The sequence below is a fragment of the Microbacterium sp. BK668 genome (genome assembly GCF_004362195.1).
Taxonomy (GTDB): domain Bacteria; phylum Actinomycetota; class Actinomycetes; order Actinomycetales; family Microbacteriaceae; genus Microbacterium.
The window spans coordinates 1,688,468-1,704,766 of record NZ_SNWG01000001.1 but is presented as its reverse complement, the minus strand read 5'-3'; the positions used below and the strand labels follow the sequence as shown (position 1 = coordinate 1,704,766).

General features: G+C 69.7%; 13 protein-coding genes. 4 read left to right on the top strand and 9 right to left on the bottom strand.

Going from position 1 to position 16,299, the window contains the following annotated elements; all coding sequences use genetic code 11:
- Positions 1-4 precede the first annotated feature (4 nt).
- The 4 genes from EV279_RS07445 to EV279_RS07430 all read right to left on the bottom strand — a co-directional run bounded on the left by EV279_RS07445 (position 5) and on the right by EV279_RS07430 (position 7,087).
- On the bottom strand, positions 5-1,618 hold the full coding sequence (locus EV279_RS07445; RefSeq protein ID WP_133542209.1) for an SDR family oxidoreductase: 1,614 nt from the start codon (positions 1,616-1,618) through the stop codon (positions 5-7).
- A gap of 231 nt (positions 1,619-1,849) precedes the next feature.
- Entirely contained in the window at positions 1,850-4,300 is a 2,451-nt protein-coding gene (locus EV279_RS07440) for an FdhF/YdeP family oxidoreductase (protein ID WP_133542207.1), read from the bottom strand.
- 165 nt (positions 4,301-4,465) lie between these two features.
- Positions 4,466-6,340 (bottom strand): helicase HerA-like domain-containing protein, encoded by a 1,875-nt coding sequence (locus EV279_RS07435; RefSeq protein ID WP_133542205.1) that lies wholly within the window; start codon positions 6,338-6,340, stop codon positions 4,466-4,468.
- A 39-nt stretch (positions 6,341-6,379) separates the two neighbouring features.
- Positions 6,380-7,087 carry a phosphatase PAP2 family protein gene (locus EV279_RS07430; RefSeq protein ID WP_243728474.1) on the bottom strand — a complete coding sequence of 236 codons (708 nt, stop codon included), beginning with the start codon at positions 7,085-7,087 and terminating at the stop codon, positions 6,380-6,382.
- A 106-nt stretch (positions 7,088-7,193) separates the two neighbouring features.
- Between EV279_RS07430 and EV279_RS07425 the strand changes: the two genes are divergently transcribed.
- Positions 7,194-7,700, top strand: a complete 507-nt coding sequence (locus EV279_RS07425) for a nitroreductase family deazaflavin-dependent oxidoreductase (protein ID WP_133542203.1) — start codon at positions 7,194-7,196, stop codon at positions 7,698-7,700.
- 4 nt (positions 7,701-7,704) lie between these two features.
- Here the strand turns inward: EV279_RS07425 and EV279_RS07420 are convergent, their stop codons facing one another.
- A complete protein-coding gene (locus EV279_RS07420; RefSeq protein ID WP_133544732.1) occupies positions 7,705-8,934 on the bottom strand; it encodes a multidrug effflux MFS transporter in 1,230 nt (409 codons plus the stop codon).
- Between the two features lie 469 nt (positions 8,935-9,403).
- Here EV279_RS07420 and EV279_RS07415 point away from each other — a divergent pair, with 469 nt between their 5' ends.
- Together EV279_RS07415 and EV279_RS07410 are read left to right on the top strand one after the other, a co-directional pair.
- Entirely contained in the window at positions 9,404-10,117 is a 714-nt protein-coding gene (locus EV279_RS07415) for a DUF3105 domain-containing protein (protein WP_133542201.1), read from the top strand.
- 5 nt (positions 10,118-10,122) lie between these two features.
- Positions 10,123-10,860, top strand: a complete 738-nt coding sequence (locus tag EV279_RS07410) for a DUF305 domain-containing protein (protein ID WP_347876854.1) — start codon at positions 10,123-10,125, stop codon at positions 10,858-10,860.
- A 97-nt stretch (positions 10,861-10,957) separates the two neighbouring features.
- Here the strand turns inward: EV279_RS07410 and EV279_RS07405 are convergent, their stop codons facing one another.
- The 3 genes from EV279_RS07405 to EV279_RS07395 form a co-directional block, all read right to left on the bottom strand.
- A complete protein-coding gene (locus EV279_RS07405) occupies positions 10,958-11,923 on the bottom strand; it encodes a carbohydrate ABC transporter permease (RefSeq protein ID WP_133542200.1) in 966 nt (321 codons plus the stop codon).
- On the bottom strand, positions 11,923-13,062 hold the full coding sequence (locus EV279_RS07400; protein WP_133542199.1) for a sugar ABC transporter permease: 1,140 nt from the start codon (positions 13,060-13,062) through the stop codon (positions 11,923-11,925). Before EV279_RS07400 ends, EV279_RS07405 begins: the two co-directional genes overlap by 1 nt.
- Before the next feature lie 107 nt (positions 13,063-13,169).
- Positions 13,170-14,489 carry an ABC transporter substrate-binding protein gene (locus tag EV279_RS07395; RefSeq protein ID WP_133544728.1) on the bottom strand — a complete coding sequence of 440 codons (1,320 nt, stop codon included), beginning with the start codon at positions 14,487-14,489 and terminating at the stop codon, positions 13,170-13,172.
- A gap of 275 nt (positions 14,490-14,764) precedes the next feature.
- Here EV279_RS07395 and EV279_RS07390 point away from each other — a divergent pair, with 275 nt between their 5' ends.
- The gene (locus EV279_RS07390; protein WP_133542198.1) at positions 14,765-15,802 is read left to right on the top strand and encodes a LacI family DNA-binding transcriptional regulator; all 1,038 of its coding nucleotides are present in this window, start codon (positions 14,765-14,767) and stop codon (positions 15,800-15,802) included.
- 82 nt (positions 15,803-15,884) lie between these two features.
- Here EV279_RS07390 and rplL read toward each other — a convergent pair whose 3' ends face one another.
- Positions 15,885-16,274 (bottom strand): 50S ribosomal protein L7/L12, encoded by a 390-nt coding sequence (rplL, locus tag EV279_RS07385; RefSeq protein WP_133542197.1) that lies wholly within the window; start codon positions 16,272-16,274, stop codon positions 15,885-15,887.
- Positions 16,275-16,299: the final 25 nt, after the last annotated feature.

The following is a 16,299-nucleotide window of genomic DNA, read 5'->3' as shown; positions in this document are numbered from 1 at the left end:
CAGCCTACGAGCCGGCGGTCGCCGTTCGCGGCTCCGAGCCGGCGGTCGCCGTCCGCGGCTCCGAGCCGGCGGTCGCCGTTCGCGGCTCCGAGCCGGTCCCCTCCGCCGTGGCGGTGATGCGGTTCGCCATGCCGCGGAAGATGAATCCGTGGAAGGGCAGCACGGCGAGCCAGTAGAGCCGTCCGGTGAGTCCCCTCGGGAAGAAGACCGCCCGCTGGTCGTAGCGGGAGCCGCTGCCGTCGGGGCTCGCCCGCAGCTCGAGCCACGCGCCGCCCGGAACCTTCATCTCCGCGCGCAGGCGCAGCATCCGTCCCGGCTCGATCGCCTCCACGCGCCAGAAGTCCAGCGCGTCGCCGACCTCGAGTCTCGACCTGCTGCGCCGGCCGCGTGCCAGGCCGACGCCGCCGACGAGCTTGTCCATCCAGCCGCGGACGGCCCACAGCAGCGGCTGCGAGTACCAGCCGTTGACGCCGCCGATCCCCTCGATGACCGCCCACAGGCGCGCCGGATCGGCCGTCGTGTGGGCCGTGCGCACGTCGGTGAAGACCGTCCGGCCCGCCCAGTCCGGGTCGCTCGGCAGCGGATCGCTCGGCACGCCGAGCACCTCGGCGTCGAGCCAGCTCGTCTCGACGTTGTCCTCGTTCTCGCGGCCGAGGGCCAGCGCCACCGCCCGGCGATAGGGGGTCAGGCCGTCCTCGGGAGGGGGGATGAGCGCGTCGACGTCGTCGTTCTTCACGATGCAGTCGTTCTGCAGCGACTCGACGAGCGGCCGCGCGATGGACCGCGGGATCGGGGTCACGAGGTTCACCCAGTGCGAGGCGAGCCGCGGCGTGAGCACGGGCAGCGCCGCGATCGCACGCTGGGGCAGCCCCGCCTCGACGGCGTAGCCGTTCATCATCTGCCCGTAGCGCAGCACGTCGGGACCGCCGATGTCGACCGCACGGTTGACGTCGTCGTCGACCCGCGCGGCCCCGAGCAGGTAGTGCATCACGTCGCGCACCGCGATCGGCTGGATGCGGTTGCGCACCCACTTCGGAGCGGGCATGTAGGGCAGCACCTCGGTGAGGTGCCGCACCATCTCGAACGACGCCGATCCGGACCCGATGACCACTCCGGCCTGCAGCACGAGCGTCGGCACGCCGGACGCGAGAAGGATCTCCCCCACCTCGACCCTCGAGCGCAGGTGAGGCGACAGGTCCGCGTCGTCGGGGTGGAGGCCGCCCAGGTACACGATGCGATGGACGCCGGCTGCCGCCGCCGCATCCGCGACGGTCCGCGCCGCAACGCGGTCGGCCTCCTCGAAGGCCTTGCCCGACGACATCGAGTGGATGAGGTAGTAGAGCACATCCACATCGCCCACGGCCTCGGCGACGGCCTCGGCATCGCCCGCCGCACCCTCGACCACCTCGACGCGCTCCGACCAGTCGAAGGTGCCGACCCTGGTGGCATCGCGCGCGAGGACGCGCACGCGGTAGCCCGCGGCGAGCAGTCGCGGCACGAGGCGACCGCCGATGTACCCGGTCGCTCCGAGCACGAGGGCACGAGGCGGCTCCCCGTCGGCACGAGGGACGGCGCGGAGCGCGGGCTCCTGCCCGGTCGGGGAGGTGAGGTCGGTCACGATACCGACGTTATTGCCGTGACGGATGCCTCGGCCCGGTCTTGCCGAACTTTCTCAGCGGGCGGGGCCGACCGGAGCGCGAGACCGCGTGCGCACGACGACGGAGTTGTGCGACGAAGACGGATGCCGGCACCCCGCAGGCTCCGTCATCCTGCACATCTCCGTCATCCTGCACATCTCCGCCATCCTGCGCATCTCCGCCCTCCTGCGCATCTCCGTCAGCGCACGGGACTACTCCCGGTGCTCGAGCCGCACCACGACGGACTTCGACGTCGGTGTGCCGCTCACGTCCGCCACGGAGTCGAGGGGTACGAGCACGTTGGTCTCGGGGTAGTAGGCGGCGGCGTTGCCGCGCGGCGTGCTGTACGCGACGACGCGGAACTCCTCGGCGCGACGCTCCTGCAGGACGCCGTCCTGTCCGGTCCACTCGGACACCAGGTCGACGATCTCGTCCTCGACGAAGCCGAGGGCGCGGATGTCGTCCGCGTTGACCAGGACAACCCGTCGGCCGCCCTGGATGCCGCGATAGCGATCGTCCTTGCCGTAGATCGTGGTGTTGTACTGGTCGTGCGAGCGGAGGGTCTGCAGGAGCACGCGACCCGGCGGGATGCGCGGGTACTCCAGCGGGTTCCTGGTGAAGCGGGCCTTGCCGTCGACCGTGGCGAAGGTCCGCGCGTCGCGGGGTCCGTTCGGCAGGTGGAGAGTCCCGCCCTTGTCGATCCGCTTCTCGTAGTCGTCGAACCCGGGGATCACGTTCTGGATGTGGTGCCGGATGAGCGCGTAGTCCGCCTCGAGGGCCGCCCAGTCCGCGCGCGGGACGTTGAGAGGATGCCTCGGCGCAGGCGTCTGCGGCGCCTCCGCCTCCTCGCGCGGCGATCTCTCCACCTGCTCGCGGTCGATCTGCTCGGGATCGACGACACCCGTGCCCTCGGGGACGGGTGGGGCGGCGGCCGCCGCCCCGAACACCAGGGCGCACAGCCGCGCGACGATCGCCACCTCGCTCAGAAGGTCCTCGGAGGGCGGGGCGAGACGGCCACGCGACGAGTGGACGGCTCCCATGGAGTCCTCGACCGACACGCGCTGCTCGACGCCGCCGCGCCGATCGCGGTCGGTCCTCCCGAGGGTGGGCAGGATGATTGCGCGCCTGCCCGTCACGACGTGCGACCGGTTCAGCTTCGTCGACACCTGCACGGTCAGCTCGACGTTGCGCATCGCCGGCTCGGTGATGCCCGTGTCGGGCGTGGCGAGGACGAAGTTGCCGCCCATTCCCATGAAGAAGCGGACCCGCCCGTCGCGCATCGCGCGGATCGCCTGCACCGTGTCATACCCGTGCTCGCGCGGCGACGTGAACGCGAATTCCGCGTCGAGGGCTTCGAGGAAGCGCGCGGACGGCTTCTCGTAGATCCCCACGGTGCGGTCGCCCTGCACGTTCGAGTGACCGCGGACGGGGCATACACCGGCTCCCGGGCGGCCGATGCTGCCCTGCAGCAGCAGCACGTTGACCACGTCGCGCAGCATCGGCACGGAGTGCTTGTGCTGCGTCAGCCCCATCGCCCAGCAGACGATCGTCGCGCGTGACGTGCGGACGGCCTCGCCGACGCCTCGCAGCACCGCCTCCGACAGTCCGGTGGCCTCGCAGAGCTCCGCCCACGAGGCATCCGCCATCGCCTCCGCGTACGCGGCGAACCCGCTCGTGTGCTGTGCGATGAAGTCGTGGTCGAGGACGGCTTCGCCGGCGCCCGGCCCCGTCGCCGCGTCCGCCTCGAGCAGGTGCTTGCCGATCGCCTGGAAAAGGGCCTGGTCGCCGCCGAGGCGGATCTGGACGAATTCGTCGGCGAGCTTCGTGCCGCCGAACGCGACGCCCCGCACCGTCTGCGGATTCTCGAACCGGATGAGCCCCGCCTCGGGCAGCGGATTGACGGCGATGATCTTCGCCCCTTTCTGCTTCGCCTTCTCGAGGGCGCTGAGCATGCGGGGGTGGTTGGTGCCGGGGTTCTGGCCGGCGACGATGATGAGCTCGGCCTGGTAGATGTCGTCGATCGACACGGTGCCCTTGCCGATTCCGATGGTCTCGGTGAGGGCGGACCCGGATGACTCGTGGCACATGTTCGAGCAGTCCGGCAGGTTGTTGGTGCCGAGGCCGCGTACGAGGAGCTGGTAGAGGAAGGCAGCCTCGTTGGATGTGCGGCCGGAGGTGTAGAAGACGGCCTCGTCCGGGTCATCCAGGCTCTTCAGCGCCTCCGCGATCTCGCTCAAGGCGTCGTCCCATGAGATGGGCCGGTAGTGCGTGGCCCCCTCCTCGAGCAGCATCGGCTCGGTCAGGCGGCCCTGCTGGCCGAGCCACCAGTCATCGTGGCCCTCCAGCTCGGCGATGGAGTGCTCGGCGAAGAAGTCCGCGCCCACGCGGCGGAGCGTCGCCTCCTCGGCCACGGCCTTCGCCCCGTTCTCGCAGAACTCTGCGAGGTGGCGGTGGTCGTTCTCGGGCCACGCGCATCCGGGGCAGTCGAAGCCGTCCTTCTGGTTGACCCGGCGCAGCGTCTGGACGCTCCGGACGACCCCCATCTGGTCGTTCGACATCTGCAGGGCGCGGATGACCGCGGGGACCCCGACGGCGACCTTCTTCGGCTTGTCGTGCGTGACCTTGGACTCGTCGATGTCGTCGGTCGGTGCGGGCTTGACCATGGTGCCTACCGGTGCTTCCTCGCGTCGCGGGGCCGGGGCGACGGATGCCTCGGCCTTCCTCCATGCTAGGTCGACCGCGCCGTGGCAAGCGCTGCCTTTCCGCTGGGCGGGATGCTCTGCTCGATCGGCCTGCCTGTCGCGTGGCCGGGGGGCGCGGGATCCGGGTCAGCGCCGGCCGGTGCCGAACACACCGCGGATCACGCCCGCGAGGATCGCCTCCGTCGACTTCGAGGTGAGGATCGACTCGAGCGGCGACTTCTGCTGCGACCGCGCCGTCCGCGTCGTCCTGGACGTCTTCTTCAGCAGCCGGTCGTATTCTGCCTGGGCCTTCTTCTGGGCCGCAGCCTGCTGCTTCTCGATCGCGGCCTGCTGCCGCGCGTACTCGGCATCGGCCTTCGCCTTGGCGAGCGCGGCCTCCTCCGCGGCGGCGGCTTCGGCGGCGGCGTTCATCTTCGCCGCGAGGATCTCGCGCGCGGATTCCGCGTCGATGGCCGTTCCGTACTTGGCGAGGAGGGGGGATGCCGCGACCGCCGCCTCGATGGTCGCCTCAGGCGTGGGCGACATGAGCCCCTGCGGCGCCCGCAGCCGCGTCCAGGCCACGGGGGTCGGCGCGCCCTTCTCGCTCATCACGGTCACGATCGCCTCTCCCGTGCCGAGCTCCTGCAGCGTGCGCTCGAGGTCGTAGCCGGACGTGGGATAGGTCCCGACCGTCGCCCGCAGTGCCTTCGCGTCGTCCGGGGTGAAGGCGCGTAGGGCGTGCTGCACGCGTGAGCCGAGCTGCGCGAGCACATCGCCGGGCACGTCCTTCGGAGTCTGGGTGACGAAGAAGACGCCGACGCCCTTCGACCGGATGAGCCGCACGGTCTGCACGATGGCCGCGGTGAAGTCCTTCGACGCGTCCTTGAAGAGCAGGTGCGCCTCGTCGAAGAAGAAGACGAGCTTCGGCTTGTCGAGATCGCCGACCTCGGGGAGCAGCTCGAACAGGTCGGCGAGGAGGTACATGAGGAACGTCGAGAAGAGCGCCGGCTTGTCGGCGACCCCCGGCACCTCCAGAAGCGAGATGACGCCTCGACCATCCGGGGCGGCGCGCAGGAACTCGGACACCGCGAACTCCGGCTCGCCGAAGAAGACGTCGGCGCCCTGGTCGGCGAACGTGATGAGCTCGCGGAGGATGACCCCGGCGGTCGCGGCCGACAGGCCGCCGAGGGTCTTCAGCTCCGCCTTGCCCTCGTCGCTCGTCAAGTAGGTGAGCACCGCGCGCAGGTCCGACAGGTCGACGAGCGCGAGCCCGTGCTCGTCGGCATAGTGGAACACCAGTCCCAGGCTCGACTCCTGGGTCTCGTTGAGCCCGAGCACCTTGCTGAGCAGCAGCGGGCCGAAGCCGCTCACCGTCGCCCGGACCGGCACGCCCTTGCCGATGCCGCCCAGCGCGAAGTACTCCGTGACCGACGCCTCCGGCTTCCAGTCCTGCCCGATGGCGCGCGTGCGGGCGAGAAGCTTCTCGTTCGGCTCACCCGCCGTCGCCACCCCCGAGAGGTCGCCTTTGATGTCGGCGGCGAACACGGGCACGCCCTTCGCCGCCAGCTGCTCGGCGAGACCCTGCAGCGTGCGGGTCTTGCCGGTGCCGGTCGCCCCGGCGACGAGGCCGTGGCGGTTCACCATGCCGAGCGGGATGCGGATCTGCGCCGCGGGCACGGGCTCGCCGTTGACGAGCGCGCCGAGGTCGAGGGTTTCCCCCTCGAACGTGTACCCCGTGATGATCTTCTGGATGTCGTCGGCGTCAAGAGGACCGGTCTGTGCTTCCGATGTCGTCGGCTCGGCTGCCGTGGTCGGAGCGGGGGGCGCCGCCGACTCGGGTGGCGAAGCCGGCACCTGAAGGGCGGCACGCGCCCTCGCCGCTGCGGCCTCGGCGGCGGCGAGTGCCGCCTTCGCCTGCGCTGCCTTCAGCTCGGCTTCGGCAGCCTCCGCCTCGGCGCGCAGGCGCGCAAGCTCGGCATCTGCTGCTGCGACGGCGGGATCGGCGGCGGCGGGGTCGGTCATGGCCTCAGCCTAGCCACGGCGTCGTCGCGGGCAGCGGTGTCACCCGTCGCCGGTCGCGAGCGCGGCATCCTTTCTCCGCAGACCCGGATCCCGAGCCAGAAGGGGCACGAAGAACGCCGCCACGAGGAGCGCGACGCCGGCGCCGACCATGGCGCCGCCGAGGGTGTCGCTCAGCCAGTGGGCATGCACGTACGTGCGGCTGAGCGCCATGAGCACCACCCAGAGCGCCCCGCCGATCACGGTCCAGATCGACGGGAAGATGATCATGAGCGCGACGGCGATCGTCGCGGCGTTGGCGACGTGACCGGACGGGAATGATCCGAAGTCGCTCAGCACGATGATGTCCTCCGGCCGCGCTCGGCCGAAGGTGTGCTTGAGCACCTGCACGAGCAACGCCGATGCGATCGAGGCCGCGATGAAGTAGAGCGCGGCCCACGGCCTTCGCAGCGCGAGCAGCAGAACGGCTACGGCGATGGGTACGGCGAAGACGCCGACCCACCCGCCGCCGACGAAGTCCATCGCAAGCGAGACGGCCGACATGAAGTTCGACCGCCAGGCCGCGAGCATCTGGTCCCACCACACGTCGATGGCGAAGGGCGGGTCGCCCCGGAAGAAGATCCAGCCACCCAGCCCTGCCGCCCCCGCGAGAAGCACGAGACCGACCACGATGAACGGCATGCGCTGGGGATACGCCGCCTCACCCTTGCTGAGCGGCTGCACCGCCGGTGCGCTCTCCTGTGGCTCCATCGGCCCATTCTGCCCGGGGGCGGGCGACGGCGCCGCCCCTTGCGCTCCGGCGCGCCGCTGTGCTCGGCGAGGCGCCCTCGGCGCGCGCGGCGAGGATGATGGCCTCATGAGCACTGTCGTGGACCTCGTTCGGACGATCGTCGCTCCGCTGACCCGCACCAGACTGTTCCGGCGCATCCTCGGACCGGCGCTCCTGCCGCCCGTCGAGCGGCTGCTGCATCGCCTCACGCGGGGACGTGTCCAGGTGAGCGCCCTTCTCGTGCCCTCGCTCGTGCTGCACACCGTCGGCGCGAAGTCGGGGCTGCGTCGGGACGCGCCCCTCATGTTCACCCCCGACGGGCACGGCCGAGCGATCGTCGCGGGCACCAACTTCGCCGGCCGGCGGCATCCTGCCTGGACGCAGAACCTGCTCGCGCACCCCGATGCGGAGATCACCGTGCGCGGTCGGCGGCTGGCCGTCCGCGCGACGCCGGTCGCCGACGCCGAGCGCGACGCCGTGTGGGACCGCATCGAGAGGCAGTGGCCCGGCTACCGCAACTACGAGCGCGCGTCGGGCAGGACCGTGCGCCTCTTCCGCCTGCAGCCGGTGCGCGAGGTGCCGGCCGGGGACTGATGGCTCAGGGCGCGAGGCGCTCGACGGTGCGCGGGCGCACCACGAACCACAGTGACAGCACGGCCACGACGCCGCACGCGACCATGACCGAGGCCATCGTCGTCGCGGTGATCCCGGCATCGCGCGCGAGCCAGCCCACGAGCGGCGAGATGACCCCGGCGACCCCGAAGTTGGTGAAGCCCATGATCGACTGCGCCGTGCCCGCGGCCTTTCCGTGGCGGTCGAGCGCGAGCACCTGCACGCAGGGGAAGGTGAAGCCGCACGCCGTCATGAAGAAGAAGAGCGGCACGACGGTACCCCAGATCCCCAGGCCGAGCCGGTCGGCCACGATGATCGCGGATGCCGCGACCACCAGCACGCCGGTCGACCCGGCCATGACCCACTGCGGTCCGAAGCGCGCCGCGAGGCGGGATGCCGTCTGGACGCCCAGCACGACGCCCAGGGAGTTGACGGCGAAGAGCATCCCGTACTGCTGCGGGTCGAATCCATACCCCAGCTGGAAGAGGAACGACGACGACGACAGGTAGGAGAACAGACCGCTGAACGTCATCCCGCCGATGATGAGGACGCCGATGAAGACGCGGTCGCGCAGCACGCTGCGATAGCGCTGCCAGATGGTGACCGAACCCCGGTCGTGCCGGCGGGCGGGCGGCAGCGTCTCCGGCAGGAGGATCGTCGCCGAGAGCAGCATGACAGCGCCGTAGACGGCGAGGACGACGAAGACCCCGCGCCATGGCATCACCAGGAGGAGCGCCGATCCGACGAGCGGCGCCAGCACCGGAGCGACGCCCGAGACCAGCGCGAGGCGGGAGAGCATCACGACCAGGCGGCGGCCGCCGAACAGGTCACGCACGATCGCAGCGGCGACCACGCCGCCGGCCGCCGCGCCGGCACCCTGCAGCACGCGAGCGAGCGACAGCAGCTCGAGGGTCGGCGCGAGCGCCGCCCCCAGGCTCGCCAGGACGTGCAGCGCGGTCACCGACAGCAGGGGCACGCGACGCCCGACCTTGTCGGAGAGCGGCCCCACGATGAGCTGACCGAGACCGAAGCCGATCATCGTGCCGGTGAGGGTCAGCTGGATCGCCGCCGCCGTCGTGTCGAAGTCCGCCTCGAGCACCGGGAACGCCGGCAGGTAGAGGTCGATCGTGAAGGGCCCGAGGGCGGTGAGGGCGCCGAGGAGGATGATGTAGAGCGTCCGGCGCCGCCCGGGGATCGAATCGCCCGGGTGAAGCATGATCGGCGCCGTCGCCGGGTTGGACCCCAGAGTGCGGATGGCGCCTGTCGGCGACGACACGCGCACCGTGCCGGTCGTCGTCCGATGCTCCTGGCGTGCGGGAGCGTCGGTCTCGGCCGGTCCGGTCGTCGGCTTCTGCGTGGGGATCGAGGCGGTTTCGAGCAAGGCGGGATTCACTTCGGTGACGATGTGCGGGCAGGAGGAGGCGGCGTCGACACCGCGAGCGGTTCAGGGGGAGGGCGTGGTGCGTGGGCGACGAGGCCTGCATGTCGACCGGCCGAGGAGCCGAATCGATTCGAGACCGTCAGCCTACCCGACCCGGCTCGTCGGTCGGAACACGCTTCCCGCGCAGCGGGTACGACGCTTGTCGGCGCCTTCCCAGACCCGTCCGCATGCGCTCGAATAGACTGGCCGTGTTCCTGTCCGAGCCCGACTGCACGTCCCGGGCGCACGAGCCGAGATCATCGAGATGACCCCGACAGCACCCGACGACAAGCGCGTCAGCGGCAACCCCGCCACCCAGGCGAGGATCAACCAGACCGTCAAGCAGCAGCGCGAGCAGAAGCGTCAGGAGAAGCTCGCCGAGTATCAGAAGCAGCTCGCCAAGCGCAAGCGCGGGAAGATCGTCTGGTGGACGGTCGGCTCCGCCGCCGCCGTGCTCATCGTGGCCGCGATCGTGGCATCCATCGTGTTCGCCCCCGAGCCCCCGCCCAGCTATGAGGCCGGTGGTACGGGTGCTGAGATCGAGGGAGTCCAGACGTTCGAGAACGAGACCTCGCACGTCGAGGGCACTGTCGACTACCCGCAGAGCCCGCCTGCCGGCGGACCGCACAACCAGGTGTGGCTCAACTGCGGCATCTACGAGCAGCCGGTTCCCGATGAGAACGCGGTCCACTCCCTCGAGCACGGCGCGGTCTGGGTGACCTACGACGCCGACGCCGTCTCGGGCGACGATCTCGCCACCCTGAAGTCGTACCTCCCGTCGAGCTACGTGATCCTCTCCCCCTACGACGGTCTCGAGTCGCCGGTGGTGCTCTCGAACTGGAACCACCAGCTCGCGCTCGAATCGGTCGACGATCCGCGCATCCCGGAGTTCTTCGAGGAGTACTGGCGCAGCGCCGACGTCCCCGAGCCGAATGCCCTCTGCTCCGGCGCCCTCGACGCGCCGGGCAAGGTATCCTGACGCGCATGGGCGCGGCCGAGCCGCCGCCGCGCGACGCCGCCGCGGAGTCGAGCGATATGGCCGACCGGCCCGAGGGGCACGGGTCCGCGGCATCCGTCCGTCCGAAGTGGTGGGTCTACGTCCTGGTGGCGCTCGGCATCGGCGCCCTGGCCTTCGCGATCGGACGGTTCTCGACCTTCGGGGGCGGCGGCGCTCCGGGGCCGAACGCCGCCGACGTCGGCTTCGCCCGCGACATGCAGGTGCATCACACGCAGGCCATCGAGATGGCGATGGAGATCTACCGCAAGACGGAGGACGAGGACCTGCAGCGGATCTCCTACGACATCGCGACCAGCCAGGCGGGCCAGCGCGGCGAGATGTACGACTGGCTCGTCCAGTGGGGCCTGCCGCAGACGGGCGGACCGCTCATGGAGTGGATGACGGATGCCGAGTCCGGCCACGGCGGCCACGGCGGCGACGGAACAGGGGGCGTCGCGACGGATGCGGAGCTCCGGGCGGCGATGGGGATGGCGACGGATGCCGAGCTCGCCGCACTGCGGAACGCCACCGGCACACCGGCGGACTGCCTCTTCCTCGAGCTCATGATCCGCCACCACGAGGGTGCCATTCCGATGGCGCAGGCGGCCATCGACCTCGGCAGCGTGCCGCGCGTCGCCGCCGTCGCCGGAGGGATCGCGCAGGGGCAGCAGGCCGAGATCGACGCCATGCGGTCCATCCAGCTGCGCCTCGGCTGCCCCTCCTAGCAGCGGCGGACAGCGCGAAGGGCCGGCGCCTGCATCGCCGGCCAGCGCGAAGGGCCGGCGCCTGCAGCGCCGGCCCTTCCCGTTCTGTGCTCGCTCGTCAGCCCTTCGTCGACCCGGCGAGGAGGCCGCGCACGAAGTACCGCTGCAGCGACAGGAACACGATGAGCGGGACGATCAGTGCGATGAACGCTCCCGCTGTCAGCAGGTACCAGTCCTGACCGCGGCTCCCGGTCATCTCGGCCAGCAGCTTCGTGATCGGCGCAACGGCCCCGTCCGCGTAGATGAGGGCGACGAGGAGGTCTGCCCACACCCACAGGAACTGGAAGATCGCGACCGACGCGATGGCCGGCGTCGTGAGCGGGAGGATGATGCGGAAGAAGATCTGGCCGTGCCCTGCACCGTCGACCCGCGCCGCCTCGATGACCTCGCCCGGGATCTCGGAGACGAAGTTGTGGAGCAGGTAGATGATGAGGGGAAGGCCGAAGATCGTATGCGCGATCCAGACCTGCGCGTAGCCGGCCTGGCCGATCGCCTGGATGATCGGGAAGCCGAAGATCGTCCCCCGCGAGAACAGCAGGAGCAGCGGCACCAGCGCCATCTGGATGGGGACGATCTGCAGCGCGAACACCCCGATGAAGAGGACGTTCTTGCCGCGGAAGTCCATCCAGGCGAACGCGTAGGCCGCAAGCATCCCGATCGTGATGGGGATCAACACGGCCGGGAGCGTGATCGCGAACGAGTTCACGAACGCGGTGGCCATGTTCAGCTGGCTGTTGCCGGTCTGAAGCGCCTCGGCGTAGTTGTCGAGGGTCCAGCCCCAGTTCTGGAAGATCGTCCACCAGCCCGTGGTCTGGATGAGCTGGGCGGGCCGGAACGACGAGATGAACAGGCCGAAGGTCGGGATCGTCCACGCGATCGCGATGATGATCGCGACGATGGTGGCCGCGCGCGACGAGAGCCGCCGCTTGGTGCGACCGAGCCCGCTCTCCATCTGCGCCTCGCCGCGCTTGATGCGGCGGGCGTCCTGGTCGTCGATCGGGAGATCGATGGGTGCGACGGTCATCAGCGGATCTCCCTCTGCTTCTTCAGCTGGATCGCGTTGTACACGATGATCGGGGTCACGAGCAGGAACAGGATGACGGCGAACGCTCCCGAGCGCCCGGCCTCGAAGCTGCGGAACTGGGTGTACACCTCATTCGCCAGCACCGACGTGTTCGAGGCGCCGGCCGTCATCGTGCGGACGATGTCGAACACCTTGAGCGAGCCGATCGAGATCGTCGTGAGGACGACGATGAGCGCCCCGCGGATGCCGGGAACGATGACGTTCCAGAACTTCTGCCAGCCGTTGGTGCCATCCAGCTCCGCAGCCTCGATCTGCTCCGTGGGCACTCCCTTGATCGCTGCCGACAGCAGCACCATCGCGAAGCCCGTCTGGATCCAGATGAACACGATGATGAGGAAGAGATTGTTCCACGGCTCGACCGACAGGAAGTTGACGGGCTGGCCGCCGAACCAGACGATCACCTGATTCAGGAAGCCGATCTGGTTGGCTCCCGGAGGACGGTAGGTGTACATGAACCGCCAGATGATCGACGCGCCCACGAACGAGATCGCCATCGGCAGGAAGACGAGGATCTTGTAGTAGCGCTCCCCGCGGATCTTGTCGATGAAGTACGCGTACGCCAGGCCGGCCGCCGTGGAGACGATCGGAGCGATGAGCACCCACAGGATCGTGTTGATGATCACGCGCACGTTCTGCGGGTTCGTGAAGATCCACACGTAGTTGTCCCAGCCGACGAACTGCGTGCTCGAGGAGTTCATGAACGACTGGATCGTCGTCTGGATGGTGGCCACGACCAGTCCGACGCCTACGAGGATGAGAGCCGGCGCGAGGAATCCGACGAGCTGGAAGAGGGAGCCCTGACCGTCCTTCGCTCGGCGGTCGAGGAAGAAGAAGAGCAGCCCGAAGACGGCGGCTGCGGCGATCGCCCACTGGTAGGACTGCAGCAGCCACAGCACGAGCGCGGGTCCGAGCACGCACGCCGCGAGCCGGATGATCGTGTACATCCGACCGGGTCGCGGCGCGATCTCGATGAAGAAGAGGATCAGGCCGACGACGAGGACGAAGACGCCCACGATGATGGGGATCTGGAGCCAGGGCGAGAGCGTGCTCAGCCACTGGAAGAACGAAGAGACGGACATGGGTTCCTTTCGAGTGCTCCTGCGGACTCGGGAATCGCGGATGTCCGGCGAGGGGTGAGGAGCGGAGCCGCGTCGGATGACGACGCGGCTCCGCCCTCACTCGCCGGTCAGCTCGAGGGCCAGCCGGCCTCGATCTGCTCGAGGACGGTGTCGGTCGGGGTGCCGTTGACCCAGTCGATCATGCCCTTCCAGAACGTGCCGGCGCCGACGGCGGACGGCATGAGGTCGGACGCGTCGAAGCGGAACGTCGTGTCGTCGCTCTGGAGGATGCTGATGGCCTCCTTGAGGATGTTGCTCGACGCGTTCTCCGGGTCGAGACCCTTGTTGGCGCTGATCACGCCGCCGAGCTCGACGCGGCTGTTGGCCCACTCGGGGCTGGACAGGTACTCCAGCACCTTCTGGGTCGCCTCGTCGTCGCTGAAGGCGCCGACGATCTCGCCACCGCCGGTGACGACGTCGCCGCCGGAGTCGCCGCCGCCGAACCCGGGCGTCAGGAACGCCCAGATGTCGCCGTCCTCGGCGACCGTGCCGCCTGCGTCGGTGATGAAGCCGTCGTAGAACGACGCCTGGTGGTGCAGCACGCAGTCACCGTTGACGAGGGCGGTCGCCGGGTCGCCGAAGGGCGTCGTGACGATCGTCGCGATGTCGCCGTAGCCGGCGTTGACGTACTGCGGGTTGAGCACGATCTTGCCGAACTCGTCGAAAGCCGACTTGATCTCGGGGTCGGTGAACTTGACCTCGTTGGCCACCCAGTTGTCGTAGACCTCGGTGCCGGACTGGCGCAGGACGATGTCCTCGATCCAGTCGGTGCCGGGCCAGCCGGTCGCGGCGTCCGAGCCGAAGCCGACGCACCAGGGCGCCTTGCCCGTCTCGGCCTGGATCTGCGCCGTCAGGTCGAGAAGACCCTGCCAGTCCGTCGGAACCTCCCAGCCGTTCTCCGCGAACAGCGAGGGCGAGTACCACACCCAGCCCTTGACGCTCGCCATGAGCGGCGCGCCGTAGAGGGTTCCGTCGACCGTTCCGTAGTTGGCCCAGTCCTCGGTCCAGTACTCCGACACGTTGTCCGCCACGGTCTGCGGCGCTTCCTTCAGATAGCCGCGCTTGGCCATGTCGGCCATCAGGCCCGGCTGCGGGAAGATCGCGATGTCGGGAGCGTTGCCGCCCTGCGCGCGCACCGCGATCTGCTGCTCGAACTCCTTCGACGACTCGTACTTGATGTCGATGTCGTTCTCTTCCTCCCAGTCCGCCCAGGACTGTTCGAGAAGCTCGGCCTCGGTGTCGGCGATCGTCCCGTAGATCGTCACGGTGTTGTCGCCGGAGCCGCCTCCCCCTTCGCTGGTCTGCCCCGGTCCGCCCGAGCAGGCGGCGAGCGCGAGGCCGGCCGTGCCCAGGACTGCGGCTGAGATGAGGACGCGTCCTCGTCTCATTGTCATCATGAGTCCTCCTCTTCGAGTGGTGCAGGGACGCTGATCCCCTGGAAGCGGGCGTCAGGAAGTGCGGAACCGCTTCCATGGTCACGCTAGGCGATTCGTGGGCATCCGCACAATCGGCGCTCAATCACAACTGCGTAACCGTCGTGTCGCGGGGTTTACCGAGCTGGAGAGGTCCAGGCATCCTGGAATCGGTTCCAGGATGGCGCCTTCGCTGCGCGCGGTGCAGCTGCAGCAGCGCCGGTGGGACGGCCAGCTCGGAGAGGAGTCGTATGGCCGGGATCGCGGATGTCGCGCACGCCGCCGGCGTCTCGAAGGCGACGGCCAGCCGCGCCCTCACGGGAAGCGGGTACGTCTCGGAGCAGACGCGTGAGCGGGTTCTGGAGGCGGCGGCCTCTCTCGGCTACGTCGCCTCGACGGCGGCGGTGAGCCTTGCGACCGGCCGGACCCACAACATCGGCGTCGTGATGCCGTACGTCAGCCGATGGTTCTTCTCGGAGGTCCTGGAGGGCATCCAGGACTCGCTTCTGCGCCACGGGTACGACCTGACCCTCTACGACGCGCGTCCGGGCACCGAGGGGCGGCGGCACGTGTTCGAGGGCTTCCTCGCTCGCAAGCGGTTCGACGGGCTCATCGCCGTGGGTCTGGAGCCGAGCGACAACGAGCTGGAGCGCCTGCTCGCGCTCGGATGCCCCGTCGTGAGCGTCGTCGGGCAGAGCCTGCAGACCAGCGTCGTCGCCCTCGACGACATCCACGCCTCCCGCCGCGCCACCGAGCACCTGGTGGAGCTCGGCCACACGCGCATCGCCTTCCTGGGCGGAGGCGGGCCGCACTGGGCGCACGTCGATCAGATGAGGTTCGTGGGGTACGAGGCGACGATGAGGGATGCCGGGCTCGCGCCCTCGCACATCCGCTCGCCCGTGACGATCCCCGGTGCCTACGCGGCGGCCGTCGACCTCCTCGGCGACTCGCGCCGCCGTCCGACCGCGATCGTGGGCACGTGCGACGAGGCCGCGATCGGCGCGATCATCGCCGCTCGGCGCCTGGGACTGCCCGTTCCCAGCGCGCTCAGCGTCGTCGGCATCGACAACCACGAGTACGCCGACATGTTCTCGCTGACCACGCTCGAGCAGTCCCCTCACGCACAGGGCTCTCAGGCCGCGGACCTCGTCATGCGCCACGTGCGCGAGCCCGACGCCCCGATCGTGCAGCTGCGGCTGCAGGCGACCCTCATCGTGCGCAACTCCACAGCGCCCCCGCCCGGCGTTCCCTCGGTCGCCGTGGGCGTCGGGGCGGCGCCGTCCGCCTAGCGGACGGCGCCGTCCGCCTAGCGGACGACGAAGGCCCCGGATACCGAGGTATCCGGGGCCTTCGCGATTCGCGAGAGCGAGATTACTTGAGGGTGACCGTCGCGCCGGCCTCCTGGAGGGCGGCCTGAGCCTTCTCGGCGGCCTCCTTGTTGGCGCCCTCGAGGACGGCCTTGGGAGCACCGTCGACGACGGCCTTCGCCTCACCGAGGCCGAGCGAGGTGAGCTCGCGGACGACCTTGATGACCTGGATCTTCTTGTCGCCGGCGGCCTCGAGGATGACGTCGAACGAGTCCTTCTCCTCAGCCTCCTCGGCGGGGGCACCACCGGCGGGGGCGCCGGCAGCGGCGACCGCGACGGGCGCGGCGGCGGTGACGTCGAAGGTCTCCTCGAACGCCTTGACGAACTCGCTGAGCTCGATGAGCGTGAGCTCCTTGAACGCGTCGAGCAGCTCCTCAGTGCTGAGCTTTGCCATGATGATTCTCCTTGATTGGGGTTTT